The sequence below is a fragment of the Pseudomonas sp. REP124 genome (assembly GCF_020164475.1).
GTDB lineage: Bacteria > Pseudomonadota > Gammaproteobacteria > Pseudomonadales > Pseudomonadaceae > Aquipseudomonas.
Map to the genome: position 1 here is coordinate 14,985 of NZ_JAIQWX010000029.1, position 18,033 is coordinate 33,017.

Consider the following 18,033-nt stretch of genomic DNA (forward strand, 5'->3'; position numbering starts at 1 on the left):
GCTCCTACAAGATTCTTTAGGTGTACGCCCTTGGTGGCTAACCTGGCCGACAACCGGTCTTACATCCTAAATCCCGCGCATCACCGTCCCCTCCAAAGCACCTGAAAACCGCCTCCAAGGCAGCGTATGGCGCCATCCGTCCGCTTTCGATAATCGCCTCCGACACCTCGTCCCCCGTCGCGGAGCGCGCCATGCACAACAATAAGAACTTCACCCACCTTTTTTTACCGGCCTTCATTGCGAGCCTGTCCACCCTTGGCCTGAGTTCCGCCGTCCAGGCGGAGATCATGCTGTACGACAAGGACCAGACCACGTTCTCCACCGATGGCTACATCAATGCCTTCTACGTGAATAGCGATGTCGACCGCGCCGGCGATCAGTTCGACCGCCGCCAGTCGCGGGTAAAGATGGGCTTTCTGCCCAACTATCTGGGCTTCAACATGGGCAAGCAGGTCGATGACCTCAAGCTCGGTGCCCGTGCCTCGTTCTGGGTGACCATCAACGACAGCGAAACCAACGGCACCGACACCGCCATCGACGTACGCCAGTTCTACGGCACCGTGGCCAATCCCGAGTGGGGCGAAGTGCTGATCGGCAAGGATTTCGGCCTGTTCGCCCGCTCTAACATCCTGCTCGATGAGCTGCTGGCCGGTTACGGTCAGGTCAGTGATACCCTGGGGCTGGTGGATGGCGGCGGGGTGTCGTTCGGCAACATTGGCACCGGCTATCCATACCCGTTCCCGACCTCGCAGATCACCTACCGCACCCCGGTGATGGACGGGCTGCGCGTGGCCGTGGGGATCATGGACCCGGTGGACACCAACGATAGCAGCCCGACCGGCAAGGCCTACCAGGAAAACCCGCGCACCGAGAGCGAGATCACCTACCAGTTCGATCTCGCCGGCGCGCAGATCTACAGCTGGGTCAACGGCAGCTACCAGACTTCGGATAACACCGATTCCACCGTCGATACCGTCACGTCCAAAGGCGTCGGCTACGGCGTGCAGGCAAAAATGGGCGGCCTGTCCCTGACCGGGTCGGGTTTCCAGGCCAAGGGCATCAACCCATTCTTCACCAACAACGCCGGCGAGCCGACCCTGCGCAACGTCGACAGCGACGGCTATCTGTTGCAGGGCTCGTACAAACTGGGCAAGAACCGCCTGGCGCTGTCCTACGGCAAGACCAAGGACGATGGCAACGGCGCGGTGGGCAGCGGCGCGGACTATGAGACTCGTGGTATTGCGCTGTTCCATGACGTCAACGACAACCTGAAACTGGTGGCCGAGTACAACCAGTTCGAGATCAACGGCCACGACACCAGTGCACAGAATGAAGACACCGATACCTTTGCGGTGGGGGCGGTGTTGACCTGGTAAGCCACTGCGCCAGCACCACACACATCTTGTAGGAGCGAGGCTTGCCCGCGAAGACGGCGGCACATTGCGCATCAATGTTGCCTGAGATGCCGCCTTCGCGGGCAAGCCTCGCTCCTACAAGGGATTTGCGATTATCTAATCCCATCGAACTGCCCACCCACTACCCAAGTAGCATTCGTCCCGCCCCGCAGCCTTCGTACACTCGTGCCTCATACACACGCACCTGCGGGGGGCGATGATGCAGCAGGTCCATAGCGAAGGTGTCGTCAGCGCCATGTCTCTGGCCACCGATCCGCAACAGGCGGCGCAAGAGCTGGCGCGGCAGTTGTTGCACCCGAACCTGGGCTTCGTGCTGTTCTTCTGTTCCGCCGAATACGACCTGCCGGCGCTGGGCCAGGCTTTGCAGCAGAGCTTCGGTGGCATTCGCCTGGCCGGTTGCACCAGCGCCGGGGAAATCACGCCGCTGGGCTACGGGCGCAATTGCGTCACGGCGATTGGCTTCGACCATCGGCACTTTTCCATCGCCCTGGAACTGATCGATGAAATGGAGCACTTCAGCCTGATCGACGCCCAGCAGATGGTCGAGCGCCTGGTCGGCGGCTGTCGCAGCAACACGCTGGCGCCGATCAAGGGCAACAGCTTCGCCCTGACCCTGCTCGATGGCCTGTCCAGCCGCGAAGAAATGGTGCTCGCTGCCCTGAGCGCGGCACTGGGCGCCATTCCGCATTTTGGTGGCTCGGCCGGTGACGACAACTACCTGACCCATACCCATGTGTATTTCGACGGCGAATTCCACAGCGGCGCGGCGGTGGTGGTACTGGTCAACACCTGGCTGGACTTCGAAGTGTTCACCACCCACCACATGCTGCCCCAGGCCGAGAAGCTGGTGGTCACCGGTGCCGATAGCGCTTCGCGGCGGGTCTTCGAACTCAATGCCGAGCCGGCCGCCGCCGAGTATGCCCGGCACATTGGCGTGCCGGTGGCCGAACTCGACCACCGGATCTTCGCCGCGCACCCCTTGGCCGTGCGAATCAACGAGCAGTACTACGTGCGCGCCATCCAGCAGGTTCACCCGGATCTCAGCCTGAGTTTTTACTGCGCGGTGGAGAACGGCATCGTTCTCACCGCCATGACCCCGGGGCCGCTGCTGCCGAACCTGCAAAGCCTGTTCGACGGTTTGCAGGAGCGGCTTGGCGATTTGTTGCTGACCATCGGCTGCGACTGCTTCTTGCGGCGCCTGGAACTGGAAGACCACGGCAGCCTGGAACAGATCGGCGCGTTTTTGCGCGAGCAGCGGGTGATGGGGTTCAACTCCTACGGAGAACAGTTCAATGGCATGCACATCAACCAGACCTTCACCGGCGTTGCCATTGCAAGGGGCCGGTCTCTCGGAAAACACTGAGCTGCGGGCGCAGATCGACGCCCTGCAGCACGACAACCGGAAGCTGCAACGGATCAACGCGGCGCTGATCGAGCGGATCGAGTCGGGCATCACTCGCGGCAATGATCCCTACGCAGCCTTCCAGCATTCGGTGGTGCTGGCCGAACAGGTGCGCGAACGTACCGACGCGCTGAACCAGGCCATGGCCGAACTCAAGGCCGGCAACCATTTGCTCAGCGAAGCCCGGCTGCGCGCCGAAACCGCTCATCAACACCTGATCGATGCCATCGAGAGCATTTCCGATGCCTTCGTGCTGTTTGACGCCGAACAGCGCATCGTCCTGTTCAACAGCCGGTTCAAGGCGTTCTGGAGCAACAGCCGGGCGCGCATCCACGCCGGCATGCGCCTAGCCGAGGTCAAGCGGCTGATGCTCAACAATGGAATGTTTACCGAGGAGCCTCGCGGGCATGCCGAGGAAAACCTGCTGTACCGATTGCAGGACGGACGCTGGCTGCAGGTCAGCGAACGGCCGACCCAGGAAGGCGGACGGGTGATTCTGTTCACCGACATCACCGACGTCAAACTCAGCGAAACCGTGCGCCGCGAACAGGCACTGGCGCAAAAGTCGCACCTGTTGCAGCGGGCGGTCGACAACCTGTCCCAGGGTGTGGCGATGGTCAATGCCGAGGGCATTCTGGAGTTGTGGAACCGCCGGTTTCTCGAACTCAGCGGTCTGGCGCCGGTGGCCGCGCATCGGCCGTTTGCCGAGGTGATCGCCGACAGCGAATTGACCCTGCTGACCCCGGCCAGTCGTGGCTTCAACGGGCGGCCGGTGCAGGAGTGCGAGCAGCGCCTGCACGATGGCCGGGTCCTGGAAATCCGTACGCATCCGCTGCCCACCGGCGGTTTCGTCAATACCTTCACCGACATCACCGAGCGCTACCAGCACGCCGAGGCCCTGAGCGAAAGCGAACGCTGGATCCGCCTGATCACCGACCACGTGCCGGCGCTGATCGCCTACCTCAATGCCGATCTGGTCTACGAGTTCACCAACAAGGTCTATGAAGAATGGTACTGCTGGCCGCGCGGGGTGATGCTCGGCCAGAGCCTGCGCGAAGTACACAGCGAACAGCATTACCAGCGCCTGGAGTCCTATGTGGCCCGGGCGCTGGCCGGGGAGAGCGTGACGTTCGAATTCGCCGAGACCAACGTCAACAATCAGGAGCGCTACATGTTGCGCTCATACGTGCCCAACCGCCTGGCCAGTGGCGAGGTGGTGGGGATCTTCGTGTTGATCCGCGACATCACCGAACGACGGCGCACTGCCGAGGCCTTGCATCAGGCTTATCAGAATCTTGAATTGCGGGTTCGCGAACGCACGGCAGAATTGACCGACCTCAACCACCAGTTGCTGCGGGAAATCGATGAGCGTCGCCGGGTCGAGTCGCGCCTGTTGGAGGCCAAGCTGGAAGCGGAGCAGGCCAACCTGTCGAAGACCAAGTTCCTTGCCGCCGTCAGTCACGATCTGTTGCAACCGCTGAACGCCGCGCGGCTGTTCACCAGCGCGTTGCTGGAACGGCGCGAGCCCATGTCCAACGAGATTCTGGTGCGCAATGTCAGCAATTCCCTGGAAGACGTGGAGACCCTGCTCGGCACGCTGGTGGATATTTCCAAGCTTGATGCCGGTGTGATCAAGGCCGATATCGCGCCGTTCGCTTTGAGCGAGCTGCTGGAAAACCTCGCCGCCGAATACACACAGGTGGCGCGCAGCGAAGGCCTGCAACTGCATTTCATTGGTTGTTCGGCGCTGGTGCGCAGTGACATTCAATTGCTCGCGCGGATCCTGCGCAATCTGCTGAGCAACGCCATTCGCTACACCTACAGCGGCCGTGTGGTGCTGGGTTGCCGGCGTCATCGCCAGCGCCTGTCGATCGAGGTCTGGGACAGCGGCATGGGCATTGCCGAGGATCGCCTGGAAGAAATTTTCCAGGAGTTCAAGCGTGGTGACGTGCAGCGCCCGGATCAGGATCGCGGTCTGGGCTTGGGGCTGGCGATCGTCGAGAAGATCGCCGGCATTCTCGGGCACCGCATTCAGGTGCGCTCATGGCCGGGCAAGGGTTCGATGTTTTCCGTGGAGGTGCCATTGAGCGCCACCGCTCCCAAACCGTTGCCGAGCCCGCCGATGAGCGAGCCGATGCTGGAGCGGCTGCGCGGCGCGAAGGTCTGGGTGCTGGACAACGATGCCACCATTTGCGCCGGCATGCGCACGTTGCTGGAGGGTTGGGGTTGCCGGGTGGTGACGGCGCTGTCGGAAGAGGACCTGGCGCGGCAGGTGGACAACTACCATGCCGAGGCGCACTTGCTGATCGCCGACTATCACCTGGACAACGACCGCAACGGCATCGACGCCGTAGCCCGGATCAACGCCCGCCGGGCCTGCGCGATCCCGGTGATGATGATCACGGCCAATTACAGCAACGACCTCAAACAGCAGATCCGCGAACTGGGCCATACGCTGATGCACAAACCGGTGCGGCCGATGAAGCTTAAGACCGCCATGAGCCATTTGCTGGGACCCCTGTAGGAGCGAGCATGCTCGCGATGTAGGCACGGACACCGCGGGGTGTCAGGCAGCCAACGTCATCGTTGACGACCATCGCGAGCCTGCTCGCTCCTACAGGGTTTGGGTGTTCACCTTCTCAGATACGACCCGAAATCTATGTCGCCGGCACTCAGAATCGCCTGCACGCGGTTGTGCACGTTGAGCTTGCGCAGGATAGCGGAGACGTGGGCCTTGACCGTGGTTTCGGCGATTTCCAGGGTGTAGGCGATCTGTTTGTTCGATTCACCCTTGGTCATCCGTTCCAGCACCTGCAACTGCTTGCGGGTCAGGGCTTGCAACAGTTCCGGCGGAATGCTCGGCGTGTCGTTCATGCGCCGGTGCGAGCTGCTGTTGCCGGTGCGGATGATGTCCGGTGGCAGGTAGACGTTGCCGTTGAGGATCTGCTGGATCGCGTTGGTCATCTGCGTGCGGGGCGAGGATTTGGTGATGAAGCCCACCGCGCCATAGGTGATGGCTTGCAGGACGATCTGCTTGTCCTGCTCGGCGGAGACGATCACCACCGGAATGGTCGGCGCTTCGTTGCGCAGGTTGATCAGGCCATTGAGCCCGTGCATGCCGGGCATGTTCAGGTCGAGGAGGATCAGGTCCAGGTCATCGTGTTCCTGAGTCAGGGCCAGGGCACTGTCCAGATCGGCGGTTTCCATGACCTCGCTGCCGTCGAAACCATCGCTGATGACGTTGTGTATGGCTTCGCGAAACAGCGGGTGATCATCGGCAATCAGAATTTTGTACATGGCCATTTCACCTCTTTGTTTTGATTATGGTGTGGCAACTACACGCAGGCGTAAAGCTCAGGGGAAGGGCGCGGGGCTGGCGGGTGTGACCGGCAGATTGGCCGCCTGCCAGGCATCCAGGCCGTCGCGATACCAATACAGCGACTTATAGCCGAGGCTGGCCGCACGTTTGACGGCGTTCCAGCTCAACCAGCAGTCGGAGCGGCAGTAAAAAACCAGCGGTTGCCTGAGGTTGCCGCTGGTCAGTTTGTTCAGGTTGTCGGCGAAGTAGGCCTGCCATTGCGGTGTCAGCTCACCGTCGCCGGTATTGGCCAGCCAGTGGCTGCCGGGCAGGTTTTCGTGGGGTTGGTCTTCGATGAAACGGCCTTGCAGCCATTGGCGGCGGTAGACATCGATCAGCAGCGGGCGCGGGGTTTGGTCGAGCAATGCTTGTACGGCGGCGGTGTCGACGATGGTTGCGCCTTGCACCTGGTCGGGTGTGGGGCTGCGGTACAGATCGATGCGATAGCCGTCGGGGGAGAACAGCAGCGATTGTGCGCAGGCGCCAACCAGCCACAGGCTGAGGGATAGCGCGGCGAGGGTGGGACGCAACAGGCGACGTCGGGCACGCGGCATGGGTTTTATCCTTATCGTTATAAGTCCATTACATGCCAGGCGGGGGGCGTTGGGAATGCGACGATAGGCAGGGGAAACCAGTACTAAAGTTGTAATTTCCCAACGCCCTGTGTAGGAGCGAGCAGGCTCGCGATGGAGGCAAAGACACCGCGGGGTGTCAGGCAGCCAACGTTATCGTTGACGACCATCGCGAGCATGCTCGCTCCTACAGTGATTTGGTGTTCGCCGCATAATCTGTGGGTTCAGCTGGATTTGCGCAGCGCCGCATGCTGTGGGTTGAAGGTCAGGACCGCCAGCAGGGCAAAGACCAGCGTCAATCCAGCACACACCGCCAACGCCACTGGGTTGAAGCGCTCATACAGGGCAAACCTCACAAGTTCTACTGCATGGCTGAACGGGTTTACCGCGCAGAGCCAGTACAGCCACTCGCTCGCTTCGCGCATTTTCCAGAGCGGGTAGAGCGCCGATGACAGGAAGAACAGCGGGAAGATCACGAAATTCATCACGCCAGCGAAGTTCTCCAGTTGGCGGATGGCGTTGGACAGCAGCAGCCCCAGGGCACTAAGCATCAAGGCCACCAGCAGCAGGGCGGGCAGAGCGAGCAGCAGGCCGATGGCCGGGGGTTGTACGCCGTAGAGCCAGGCGATTGCGAGGAACGCGTAGACCTGCAGCAGCGAAATCAGCGAGGTGGCCAGCAGTTTGCTGCACAACAGAAAGGTCCGCGGCAGTGGGCTGGTGAGCAGGACGCGCATGCTGCCCATCTCGCGGTCGTAGACCATCGACAGCGAGCCCTGCATGCCGTTGAACAACAGGATCATGCAGGCCAGTCCCGGGATGATGTAGACCTCGTAGGGAATGTAGGTGTCGTAGGGCTCGATGATGGCGATGCCCAGGGCCGCGCGAAAGCCGGCGGCGAACACCAGCAGCCACAGCAACGGCCGGACCAGGGCGCTGAGGAAACGGGTGCGTTGCAGCACGAAGCGTAGCCACTCGCGCAGCACGATGCCGCTGAAACATTGCCAGTAAGCGTTCATCGGGCAGCTCCCGTGGCAGTCAGGCGAGTGAAGGCCGAATCCAGGTCGCCGCCGTGTTCCTGGCTCAGCGCGTCGGCCTGTCCGCTGGCGACCAGTCGGCCCTGATGCAGGATCAGCAGGTCGTCGCTGGGCTGCACTTCATCCAGTAGATGGGTGGTCCAGAGCACGCTGATCCGCTGCTCGCTGCACAGGTTGCGAATGTGCCTGTTGAGCGCCAGGCGGCTGGCCGGGTCGAGACCGGCGCTGGCTTCGTCGAGCAGCAGCAGGCGTGGTTGATGCAGCAGGGCGCGGGCGATTTCCACCCGGCGGCGATGGCCTCCATTGAGCTGGCGCACTCGTTCGCCGCGACGCTCATCCAGGCCTTGCCGGGCGAGTTCCGCATCGACGCGCAGGGTGGTCTCGCGGCAGGACATGCCATGCAGCGCCGCGTGATAACGCAGGTTCTGTTCCACGCTCAAGTCCAGGTCCAGGGTGCTTTGCTGGAACACCACGCCCAATTGCTTGAGCGCCGGGCGCGGTGTGTCGCGCAACGAGCAGCCGCCCACCCGGATATCGCCTTGCTGCAGATCGTAGAGCCGGGTCAGCAGGGCGATCAGCGTTGATTTGCCGGCACCATTGGGCCCCAGCAATGCGGCGAAACGGCCCGGTGCCAGGCTGAAACTCACCTGCCGCAAAGCCTCCCGCAACCCGTAGGCGAAACTCAGGTCGCTGACTTCCAGGGTGTTCATGGCGTCACCACCACGCCCCATGGATAGCGCCCGACCTTCACCGATTTGCTGACCTTGAGGCTGTCGACATCGATCACCGACACATCGCCGCTGACGCCGTTGGTGGCGAGCAGTTGCTTCTGGTCCGGGGTAAACGCCAGTTGCCATACGCGCCGGCCCACCAGCAGGTAATCGAGGATCTCGAAAGTCTTGGCGTCGATCACCGCCACGTGGTTGGCCGGCCCCAGGGCCACGAAGGCGTATTTGCCGTCGGCGCTGAGCTTGATGCCCACCGGCTGCACCTTGTCCGGGTGCACGCCCTTGATCTGGAAGTTCAGCGTCTTGAGCACGTTGCGGTTGGCGACGTCGAGAATTGTCACCGTGCCGCCGATTTCCGCCGAGGCCCACAGTTGCTTGCCATCGTTGCTGAACTCGACGAAACGCGGGCGCTGATCCACCAGCGTACTGTCGGCCAGGGTCTGGGTGCTGGTGTCGATCCAGTGCAGCATGTTGGTGGTTTCGCTGGTGTTGACCGCCCATTTGCCGTCGGGGCTGACGGCCATGCCTTCGGGCTCGACGCCGACGTTGATCTGGCCGAGGACCTTGGAGGTTTCGGTGTCGATCACGGTGACCAGCGCATCGTCTTCGTTGGAGACGTACAGCCAGCGGTTGTTGGGGTGCAGGGCGAATTGCTCGGGGTCCTTGCCCGAGGGCAGTTCCTTGATGATCTTGCGGGTGGCCACGTCCATGACCTGGACCCGGTCCGAGTCGCTGGCGCAGATGTACAGCAGCCTGTTGTCATGGGACAGCAGCAGGCCACGTGGGCGCTGGCCGACGGGCAGGGTGTCGGTGACCTGCAGGGTCTGCATGTCGATCAGGCTCAGGCTGTTGTCCTTTTCGTTGGATACCCAGGCGGTGCTGGCACTGGCGTGTCCGGCGACGAGCAGCAGGGTGAATGAGATCAGGTTGAAGTGAAAACGCGTGGGGTGCATGGCAGTTTCCTTGTTGTAGTTGTTGTGTTCAGGGAAAGCGGCAGCTGACCTCGGGCTTGTCGTAACCCAGGCTGTCCATTTCGTTGAAAGGGTGCAGAAAGCCGTCCTGAGGCGCCGTGCTGACCAGCGCCCGGGGCTGCACGATCGGGATCGGCTGGCGCAGTTGGCCGTTCCATGGGCGGTAGCTGAGCTTGCGGCCCTTGAAACCGTCCAGTGGCAGTTGATCGCCGAGTTCAAGCGCACGGATCGCCATGGGGTCGGTCTGGCGCAGTTTGCTCACGGCGCTGGCGATGCTGCGCACGGCGATCCAGGCGGCGAAGTCGCGGTCGTTCATCCAGCGTCCGGCGAGGGTTTCGAAGCGTTTCTGCAACTGCGCGGCGCCGTAGGTTTCCACGGTCTTGTGCCAGCCGGTCGGAGTCAGGCCCTGAGTGCCTGCGACCGGGCGCGGGTACCAGGTCTGGTAGGGCACGTACTCGCCAAAGTCGCCACGCTCGTCGGCCACCAGCACCACATCGTATTCGGCAGTCTGGGTGAACAGCGGCATGTCGGCCTGGGCGCTGCGTCGTTGATCGTTATCGAAGGTCCAGGGTTTCTCCGCCACCAGTTGCAAGCCAAAGCGCTTGGCCGCGCGGCGCAGAGCGGCGGCGTAGGCCTGGTCGTCGACGGTGGGGCCGACGATCAGCAGCGCCCGTTGCCATTTGCGCACCACCAGGAACTGCGCCAGCGCATCGGCCAGCATCGCCCGGCTCGGCAGGCTGTGCAGCACGTTGGGCAGGCAATCGGTGGTCCGCAGGCTGTCATCGGGGCTGCCGGCATTGAACAGCAGGCTGTCGGGCAGTGCCGCACTGAGCTGGCGCAGGCTGCTGGCGGGGGCGTTCACCACGAACAGGCGCAGGCCTTGCGCATGCTGGGCTTGCGCCGCTGCGAGCAAGGCTTCGGGACTGTCGACGCTGGCGCTTTCCAGGCTGTAACCGTGATTGAGAAAACGCCCGGTGCTGTTGCTGTCGGTGATCGCCAGTTCTGCACCGCGCAGGCCGGCGTCGACGGGTTCTGGAATGACGTTGGACAGCAACGGGCCGGGGTCAGGGCGATAACCCAGATAACCGATCCGCACCTGCAAGGGCGCATCCGCCGCCTGACTTCGAGTCGCCAGCCCGGCGGCGCAGACGATTGCCAGCAGATAGATCAGGGCGTAAGGGGCAAGCTGGCGCATAGGGCTCTCCATTACAGGTAGCGCCAGCATAGGAAGCTCGTGACGGGGTGGAAATATGCAGAAAGTACCGACCGGGCAGTACCAAGGTAGTAGCCGCGCGCGGGCGGTTCGGTCTTAGCATGGGAACCCTCACCCAAACCCGCAGCCGTGACTCTGGAGGGAACTGGCCATGCGCATCGTCAAGACATTGCTGCTGCCATTGCTGCTGATCCTGACTCTGATTGGCGTCGACCGGCTGCACGGGCCGCGCGCGGTTCCGCCCCCGGTCATGCCCTCGACACCGGGGCACTAGCGATGTCGGCCCTGTGGCGGATCAACCTGTGGGTGGGCGGCTTTTTCGCCGTGGTCACTCTTGCCTGCATGTGCGTGTTGCTGCACCAGGCGCTGGCGGACGTGGAACGTGAGATGCAATCGGCCGAAGCGGTGGTCGAGTACCTGAGCGAAACCGCCGCTCGTGATCCTGTCAGCCTGCAACCGCGCCTCACCCGCAGCCTGCGCCATGTGCGTGTGCTCTGGATGGAACCTGGGGCAGTGATGCCCTCGCCGATGCAGGATGGGTTCGAGGGGTGGCTCGCAGATCTGCTGTTCGCCGACGTCATACACCGCGTCAGAGTAGTGGACCTGGCGGACGGTCGACGGGTGCAGATCGCCGTGGATCCTCGGGATGAAATCGACGAAGTCCGAGATTCCCTGCAACAGTTGCTGAGCCTGTGCGCGCTGGCACTGATCGTCAGCCTGCTGACCATTCGCTGGGCGGTGCGACGAGGAATGGGCCTGCTCGATGAACTGCTGCGGGCTTTGCAGCAGGTCAGCGCCGGCCAGCTCAAGGTGCGTCTGCCCACACAAGGAGCACCGGAAGCGCGGCAACTGGGGCTGCATTTCAATCGAATGACCGCCGCGCTGGAGCAGGCCGGTGCCGACAACGCCCGTCTGACTCAGGCCTTGCTGGCCGTTCAGGAGCGCGAGCGCACCGAACTGGCCCAGACGCTGCACGATGACCTTGGTCAATATCTGGCCGGGATTCGCGCGCAGGCGTGTCTGTTACGCCTGGTCGCTGAGCGCCCGGAAGCAGTGGAGCGCACGGTGCGCGATCTGGAGCACAACTGCGAGCACCTGCAACAAGGCTTCCGGGCGCTGGTGCAGAACCTATATCCGGTGGTGCTGCAGCATTTGCCGCTGGACGAGGCGTTCGCCTTGCTGGTGGAACAATGGCAGGCACGCCAGGGCATCGAGTGCCAGTTGCGCTTGAGTGAGCGGCTGCCAACGCTGTCGGCGTCGCACAAGACCCATCTGTATCGCCTGCTACAGGAGGCCCTGACCAATATCGCCCGGCACGCCGATGCCAGCCGGGTGCGGGTTCGTCTGCAACACCACGGTGCACAGTTGCGTCTGCTGGTGCGCGATAACGGTCGCGGAGGTACGCCCCGGCAGCGCCCCGGCGTGGGTCTTTATTCAATGCGCGAACGCGCCCGCAGCCTGGGAGGCGAATTGCGTGTGATCAGTCATCCCGGCGCCGGTTGGGCGCTGACCTTGAGCATGCCTTTGGAGGTGTCATGAATATTCTGCTGGTCGATGATCATGCAGTGGTCCGTCAGGGGTATGCGAGTCTGTTGCGGGCAATGTTGCCTGCGATGGAGGTACGGGAGGCGGCAACGGGTGAGGAGGCGCTGACCCGCGTGCAGGAAAGCGTGCCGCATCTGGTGATCATGGATTTCGGACTGCCCGGCATCAGTGGCCTGGAAACCACCCGGCGTCTGCGCCAGCGTTTGCCGCAACTACGGGTGCTGTTTTTCAGCATGCACGATGAGCTGCCGCTGGTGCGACAGGCACTGGATGCCGGGGCGATGGGTTATCTGACCAAGAACTCGGCGCCCGAGGTACTGATCGAAGCAGTGCGGCGGGTCCTCGCCGGACATGCCTACATCGAGCAACCACTGGCCACGCAGCTGGCGTGCCGCGCACAGCGGGGCACGAGTGACCCGCGACTGCACAGCATGACCCAGCGCGAGCTGGAAATTTTCGTCATGTTGGCCAAAGGCACCCCCGCGCGGCAAATCGCCGAGCAGCTGAGCATCAGCAGCAAGACCGTCTCCAACCATCTGACGCTGCTCAAAAACAAACTGCAGGTCAGCTCACATGCCGAGCTGGTGCATCTGGGGATTGATATGGGCGTGGTGCGCAAGGCGGGGTGACTGAAAACCAGAGCCCTGTAGGAGCGAGCATGCTCGCGATGGACGTCAACGATAACGCTGGGTGCCTGACACCCCGCGGTGTTCTTGCGTTCATCGCGAGCATGCTCGCTCCTACAGGGGCTTCATTGTGTCCAGTCCTGCGGACATCCATTGCAGCCTTCCATGTTCGCGTCCTGAAAATTCGCATAATGCTGGCGAGTGCCGTTGAGGTTGGCGTGTTCCAGATTGCTTTCGCCCAGCTTGGCTTCCTGCAGGTTGGCGTCGCTCAGGTTGGCGTCCTTGAGGTCGGCCTTGCTCAGCCAGGTCATTTCCAGATCGGCGGCGTGCAGGTTGGTGTTGTGCAGTTTCGCTCCCGAGAGCCGGGCGAATTGCAGATACGCGGCGCTGAGGTTGGCGTTCTGGAACTGCGCGCCCTGGGCAAATAGTCCCCAACCCTGGATCGCCATCAGATTGGCCGAGGTAAAGTCGGCCAGTCGGACATTGCTTTGCTGCAGGCTGGCGCGGGTAAGGTTCGCCCCTTGCAGGTGGGCTTTTTCCAGGTTGGCCAGGTCGAGTCGGGCATGACGCAGATCGGCGTCGCGCAGATCGGCGCCGCTGAGGTTCATGTTTCGCATGTCCTGATTGCTGAGGTTGGCGCCCTTGAGGTTGGCGCCGGGGCACTGGCTGTGTTCGGCGATGGTGCAGCCGTTGATGATCAGGGGGCCTTCATCGTCATCGGCATGCACCGTGGCAATGCTCAACAGAAGCATAAGGGACAGGTATTTCATGGCAATGTCTCCGGACGAGCCCATCTCCTGTAGGAGCGAGCATGCTCGCGATGGAGGCGCAGACACCGCGGGTTGTCAGGCAGTCCACGTTATCGTTGACGACCATCGCGAGCATGCTCGCTTCTACAGGGACGGCGGGTTAGGGGTTATCTTTGCGCCGTCTTGTTATCCCAACTCGGAATCTTGAACACCCAGAACGACCCGCCCTGTGCCACCGGCTTGGTCAGCTCGGCCATGTCGCCGCCCCATAACGGCACTGCGCCGCCGTAGCCGACTGTCACGCCGATGTACTGCTCGCCGTCCTGTTCCCAGGTGATCGGTGGCGAGACGATGCCGCTGCCGGTCTGGAATTTCCACAGTTCCTTGCCGGTTTTTGCATCGAAGGCCTTGAAGAAACCGTCGCCTGTGCCGGTGAACACCAGGTTGCCTTTGGTCGCCAATACCCCGGCCCACAGCGGCAGATGTTCCTTGTGTTCCCACACCAGCTTGCCGGTGGTGGGGTTCATCGCCCGCAGCGTGCCGACGTGATCTTCGTACATGCGCTTGATGCGAAAGCCCATTCCCAGGTAGGCCGAGCCTTTTTTGTAGTTGACCTCTTCGGTCCAGTATTCCTCTTTCCACTGATTGCCCGGAATGTAAAACAACCCGGTGTCCTGGCTGTAGGCCATGGGGTTCCAGTTCTTGCCACCGAGGAAGGGTGGCGACACTTCCACCGGTTTGCCCTTGGTTTCCCCCGGCAACGGCTTGGCCGGACGCTGGCCTGCGTTCTCCACCGGTCGGCCTGTCTTGAGGTCAATGTGGCTGGCCCAGGTGATGTTGTCGACGAAGGGAAAAGCGTTCTGCAGTTTGCCGTTGTTGCGGTCCACCACGTAGAAGAAACCGTTACGGTCGGCGTGACCGGTGGCCTTGACCGTCTTGCCATCCTTGTCCTTGAAATCGAACAGCACCAGCTCGTTGTTACCGGAGAAGTCCCAGGCGTCGTTCGGCGTGTGCTGATAGAACCATTTCACTTCGCCGGTGCTTGGGTCGACGCCGACCTGGCCGGAAGTGTAAAGGCTGTCAAAGTCGTGTGGGTTGCCATCCTTGGAGGTGCGCGCCCAGGTGTTCCATGGGCCTGGATTGCCGGCGCCGACGATGATGGTGTTGGTTTCGGCATCGAAACTCGCGCTCTGCCAGGGCGCACCGCCACCGTGGCTCCAGGCCTCGACTTTGCCGGTTTCCGTAGTCGGGTCGTTCGGCCAGGACGGCGCCTTGACGTCGCCGGTCGGGGTGCTGTCCTTGCCATTGAGACGGCCCATGTGACCCTCGACGAAAGGCCGCATCCAGACTTCTTCGCCCGTGTCGGGATCGCGGGCGAAGAGCTGCCCGACTACACCGAACTCGTCGCCGGAGCTGCCGTGGATCAGCAGCACCTTGCCGCTGGTCTTGTCCTTGATCAACACCGGCGCGCCGGTCATGGTGTAGCCGGCTGCGTGGTCGCCGAATTTCTTGTTCCACACCACCTTGCCCGTGTTCTTGTCCAGGGCGATCAGCCGCGCATCGAGAGTGCCGAAGTAGATTTTGTCGCCGAAGATCGCGGCGCCGCGGTTGACCACGTCGCAGCACGGACGAATGTTGTCCGGCAGGCGATGGTTGTAAGTCCACAGACGTTTGCCGGTCTTGGCGTCCAGAGCGAACACTCGCGAATACGACCCGGTGACGTACACCACACCGTCACTGACGATGGCCTGGGATTCCTGGCCGCGCTGCTTTTCGTCCCCGAAGGAGTAGGACCAGGCAGGGGTCAACTTGAACACGTTCTTGTCGTTGACCTGATTCAGCGGACTCCAGCGCTGGGCGTTGGTGCCCATGCCGTATTGCAGCACGTCTTTGGTGGTCAGGTGATCGTTGGCGATGTCTTCCCAACTCACGTTGCGCGGGGCCGGAGCGTTTGCTGCGTACCCCGCGGCGCTCAGCGCCAGGCTGCCGACCAGCACAAAGGCCTGGACGGCCGCGGTCAGGGGGGAAAGGGCGGGTAGCGATCTTATTGTCATGGTTGCAGTTCCCAGTGGAGGTTTTGGCCTGCACAGGGTGGCGGTGCGGGGCGGTAGACGGATACGGAAAAAGTCCCGCCGTCGCCGGGAAAACTTCCCATCGAACACCTGATTTGGGCGTCCCTCAAACGCCTTACTACCAAGGGACTAGATGCTGGCCACCAAAGCAGCATGGGGCCCGCCCGACAGGCTTCCTAAGATGGCTGCCATAGCCTCTGCAAAGAGGTTTTGCGTGCAACCTGAGGGCATAACAATGACAACGAAACGCAACGCCTTGCTCGTCACCGGCCTGTTGGCCGGTCTTCTCAGTGCCGGTTCCGTGTGGGCCCACGGCAATGTGGTGCCGCAGGCCGTCGCCACCCAGGGCCTGACCCCGATCAAGGATGCCGGCGTGAAACTCAATGCCGATGGCTGGGCCGAAGTGAATCCCTATCGCACCACGCCGGAACACGACAAGGCGGTGGAGATCGGCGCGTCGGCCTACAACCAGAACTGCGCGGCCTGCCATGGCCTGGAAGCCAAGTCCGGCGGTATAGCTCCCGACCTGCGCATGCTCGACGCTGGCGATGCCGGTGATGAATGGTTCGTCGAGCGGGTACGCAATGGTGCGGTGCGCGACGGTCGGGTGTACATGCCGAAAATGGCCGACTACCTGAGCCAGGAAGCCCTGTGGGCGGTACGCACTTATCTGGACACCGTGCACGTCGAGGAATGATCCCATGCGCCTGCTTGCGATGTTGGTCGGCGCTGTGTGGCTGTGCTGCCAGTCGGTGCAGGCGCAGGTGCGCAACTACGATGAAATGATCGCCGCCGGAGAGCTGAAGGTGGCGGTGTACAAGGATTTCGCGCCCTACAGCTTCGAACAGGGCGGTCAGCCCAAGGGTGTTGACGTCGAACTGGCCCAGGCCCTGGCCAAGGCAATGGGTGTGCGCCTGACGCTGATCTGGGCGCCGCCCGGTGAAAAGCTCGACGACGACCTGCGCGACTACATCTGGCGCGCCAGTGCGTTGCACAACCAGCAACTGGCCGACCTGATGATGCGCGTGCCTTACGACCGCGATTACGCGCAAAAGCGCAACGAATTCGGCGAACTGGAAAACGGCCATGTGGTGATGTTCGGCCCCTACCAGAACGAACAATGGCAGGTCGCCTACGACCGTCGTCGACTGGACAAGGTTGCCAGTGTCGCGGTGTTTGAGCAGCACCCGATCGGCGTCGAGGTCGACAGCGTGCCGTCGTTCTACCTCACTTCGGTGTTCAACGGCATGCTCGCCGGCAAGACCCATCACTATCCGGGCGTGTCCCAGGCCTTTGCCGCGATGAAGGCCGGGGAGGTCGACGCGGTCATGGCCATACGCGGTGAAATTGACTGGCAGGTGCACGAAGCCGCCGACCCGCAATTGGCGCTGGCGGAGAACGCCTATCCGAACATGGGCAAGCAGCTCTGGGAAATCGGCATGGCGGTGCACGAAAGCAACCGGCAACTGGCGTATGCGGTGGAAGAGGCGCTGGAAGGACTGATTCGCGAAGGTTCGGTGAAGACCATCTATGGCCATTACGGCCTGCGGTATGACGTGCCCGAGATGTATCAATAGGAGTGGCTGATGAAATGGCAAAGGATTTGTCTGCTGGCGTGCTGCCTGAATCTGACGGCGCAGGCCGCCGTCGATCCAGGCAAGGACCCGGTGCCGTCGGTGATGTGGAGCTTCTATCACAAGCAGATCCTCGCAGATGCGCCGTTCGTGTTCGATGATCGGGTCAAGCTGTTGGCGCCACCGTTCGCTGAAGACGCACGGCAGGTCCCGCTGGAAATCGATGCCCGGGCATTCAAGGGCGATGTAGTGACCATCCTTGCCTGGGCCGAGCTCAACCCCTTGCCGAAAATCGTCGATTTCCAGCCGGTAAATGGACTGTTGCCCTGGCTGTCGATCCGCATTCGAGTCGAGCAGGCTACGCCCCTGCGCGCGGCCGTACTGACGCGCGATGGACTGTGGCATGTCGGTTCGACCCTGATCGACGCAGCGGGAGGTGGCTGCACTGCACCAAGCGTGGTTCGCACCGAGCCGGGTTGGGAGGAGCGCATCGGTCAAGTGCTGGGCGGGCGTTACCCGCGCCGGGACTTCAGTCGCCTGCGGGTGCAGGTGGCGCATCCGATGGACAACGGCATGGTCAGCGGCATTCCGGAGTTTTACATCAATCATGCCGAACTGCGGGACAGCCAGAATCAACTGCTTGCCCGCCTCGAACTGTTTCCCGCTGTCAGCGAAAACCCCAGCCTGGGCTTTGATCTGGAGGGGGCAGGGCAGACACGTCTGCTGTTGCGCGATAGTGGCGGCAACCTGTTCGATGCGTTAATTCCCTGAGCC

The 18,033-nt window shown here is 62.3% G+C and carries 17 protein-coding genes; 9 read left to right on the forward strand and 8 right to left on the reverse strand.

Translation table 11 applies throughout. From position 1 onward, the window contains the following. Window positions 1–191: 191 nt before the first annotated feature. From K9857_RS09905 to nahK, 3 genes are all read left to right on the forward strand, one after another. Complete coding sequence (locus K9857_RS09905; protein WP_224535311.1) at window positions 192–1,376, forward strand: porin; 1,185 nt, start codon at window positions 192–194, stop codon at window positions 1,374–1,376. Window positions 1,377–1,614: 238 nt separating this feature from the next. After that, window positions 1,615–2,778 carry a nitric oxide-sensing protein NosP gene (nosP, locus tag K9857_RS09910; protein WP_224535313.1) on the forward strand — a complete coding sequence of 388 codons (1,164 nt, stop codon included), beginning with the start codon at window positions 1,615–1,617 and terminating at the stop codon, window positions 2,776–2,778. Beyond that, entirely contained in the window at window positions 2,708–5,341 is a 2,634-nt protein-coding gene (gene nahK, locus K9857_RS09915; protein WP_224535316.1) for a hybrid sensor histidine kinase/response regulator NahK/ErcS', read from the forward strand. The genes nosP and nahK overlap by 71 nt, the downstream gene beginning before the upstream one ends. A gap of 107 nt (window positions 5,342–5,448) precedes the next feature. On the opposite strand, the gene K9857_RS09920 is transcribed toward nahK, so the two are convergent. From K9857_RS09920 to K9857_RS09945, 6 genes are all read right to left on the reverse strand, one after another. After that, window positions 5,449–6,114 carry a response regulator transcription factor gene (locus K9857_RS09920; RefSeq protein ID WP_224535318.1) on the reverse strand — a complete coding sequence of 222 codons (666 nt, stop codon included), beginning with the start codon at window positions 6,112–6,114 and terminating at the stop codon, window positions 5,449–5,451. 57 nt (window positions 6,115–6,171) lie between these two features. Beyond that, window positions 6,172–6,729, reverse strand: a complete 558-nt coding sequence (locus K9857_RS09925; RefSeq protein WP_224535320.1) for a PQQ-dependent catabolism-associated CXXCW motif protein — start codon at window positions 6,727–6,729, stop codon at window positions 6,172–6,174. A gap of 242 nt (window positions 6,730–6,971) precedes the next feature. After that, window positions 6,972–7,763, reverse strand: coding sequence for an ABC transporter permease (locus K9857_RS09930; RefSeq protein ID WP_224535321.1), 792 nt, complete (start codon window positions 7,761–7,763; stop codon window positions 6,972–6,974). Further along, a complete protein-coding gene (locus K9857_RS09935) occupies window positions 7,760–8,491 on the reverse strand; it encodes an ABC transporter ATP-binding protein (RefSeq protein ID WP_224535324.1) in 732 nt (243 codons plus the stop codon). The genes K9857_RS09930 and K9857_RS09935 overlap by 4 nt, the downstream gene beginning before the upstream one ends. Next, entirely contained in the window at window positions 8,488–9,462 is a 975-nt protein-coding gene (locus K9857_RS09940) for a YVTN family beta-propeller repeat protein (RefSeq protein WP_224535326.1), read from the reverse strand. Before K9857_RS09940 ends, K9857_RS09935 begins: the two co-directional genes overlap by 4 nt. Before the next feature lie 28 nt (window positions 9,463–9,490). Then, window positions 9,491–10,675 carry an ABC transporter substrate-binding protein gene (locus tag K9857_RS09945; protein WP_224535328.1) on the reverse strand — a complete coding sequence of 395 codons (1,185 nt, stop codon included), beginning with the start codon at window positions 10,673–10,675 and terminating at the stop codon, window positions 9,491–9,493. 169 nt (window positions 10,676–10,844) lie between these two features. Here K9857_RS09945 and K9857_RS30270 point away from each other — a divergent pair, with 169 nt between their 5' ends. From K9857_RS30270 to K9857_RS09955, 3 genes are read left to right on the forward strand one after another with little or no spacing between them, the layout of a single operon-like run. Then, window positions 10,845–10,967, forward strand: a complete 123-nt coding sequence (locus tag K9857_RS30270; protein WP_263487818.1) for a hypothetical protein — start codon at window positions 10,845–10,847, stop codon at window positions 10,965–10,967. A 2-nt stretch (window positions 10,968–10,969) separates the two neighbouring features. Then, a complete protein-coding gene (locus K9857_RS09950; RefSeq protein WP_224535330.1) occupies window positions 10,970–12,232 on the forward strand; it encodes an ATP-binding protein in 1,263 nt (420 codons plus the stop codon). Further along, window positions 12,229–12,867 carry a response regulator transcription factor gene (locus tag K9857_RS09955; RefSeq protein ID WP_224535332.1) on the forward strand — a complete coding sequence of 213 codons (639 nt, stop codon included), beginning with the start codon at window positions 12,229–12,231 and terminating at the stop codon, window positions 12,865–12,867. Before K9857_RS09950 ends, K9857_RS09955 begins: the two co-directional genes overlap by 4 nt. 122 nt (window positions 12,868–12,989) lie before the next feature. Here K9857_RS09955 and K9857_RS09960 read toward each other — a convergent pair whose 3' ends face one another. After that, window positions 12,990–13,634, reverse strand: coding sequence for a pentapeptide repeat-containing protein (locus tag K9857_RS09960; protein WP_224535334.1), 645 nt, complete (start codon window positions 13,632–13,634; stop codon window positions 12,990–12,992). A 146-nt stretch (window positions 13,635–13,780) separates the two neighbouring features. Further along, window positions 13,781–15,667: a quinoprotein ethanol dehydrogenase gene (gene exaA, locus K9857_RS09965; protein WP_224535336.1), complete on the reverse strand. Its 1,887-nt coding sequence runs from the start codon at window positions 15,665–15,667 to the stop codon at window positions 13,781–13,783. Window positions 15,668–15,920: 253 nt separating this feature from the next. Between exaA and pedF the strand changes: the two genes are divergently transcribed. The 3 genes from pedF to K9857_RS09980 are packed head-to-tail and all read left to right on the forward strand — an operon-like array spanning window position 15,921 to window position 18,030. Next, window positions 15,921–16,382 carry a cytochrome c-550 PedF gene (gene pedF / locus K9857_RS09970; RefSeq protein ID WP_175377274.1) on the forward strand — a complete coding sequence of 154 codons (462 nt, stop codon included), beginning with the start codon at window positions 15,921–15,923 and terminating at the stop codon, window positions 16,380–16,382. Between the two features lie 4 nt (window positions 16,383–16,386). Next, window positions 16,387–17,262, forward strand: coding sequence for a substrate-binding periplasmic protein (locus K9857_RS09975; protein WP_224535338.1), 876 nt, complete (start codon window positions 16,387–16,389; stop codon window positions 17,260–17,262). Between the two features lie 9 nt (window positions 17,263–17,271). Next, window positions 17,272–18,030, forward strand: a complete 759-nt coding sequence (locus tag K9857_RS09980) for a quinoprotein dehydrogenase-associated SoxYZ-like carrier (protein WP_224535339.1) — start codon at window positions 17,272–17,274, stop codon at window positions 18,028–18,030. Window positions 18,031–18,033: the final 3 nt, after the last annotated feature.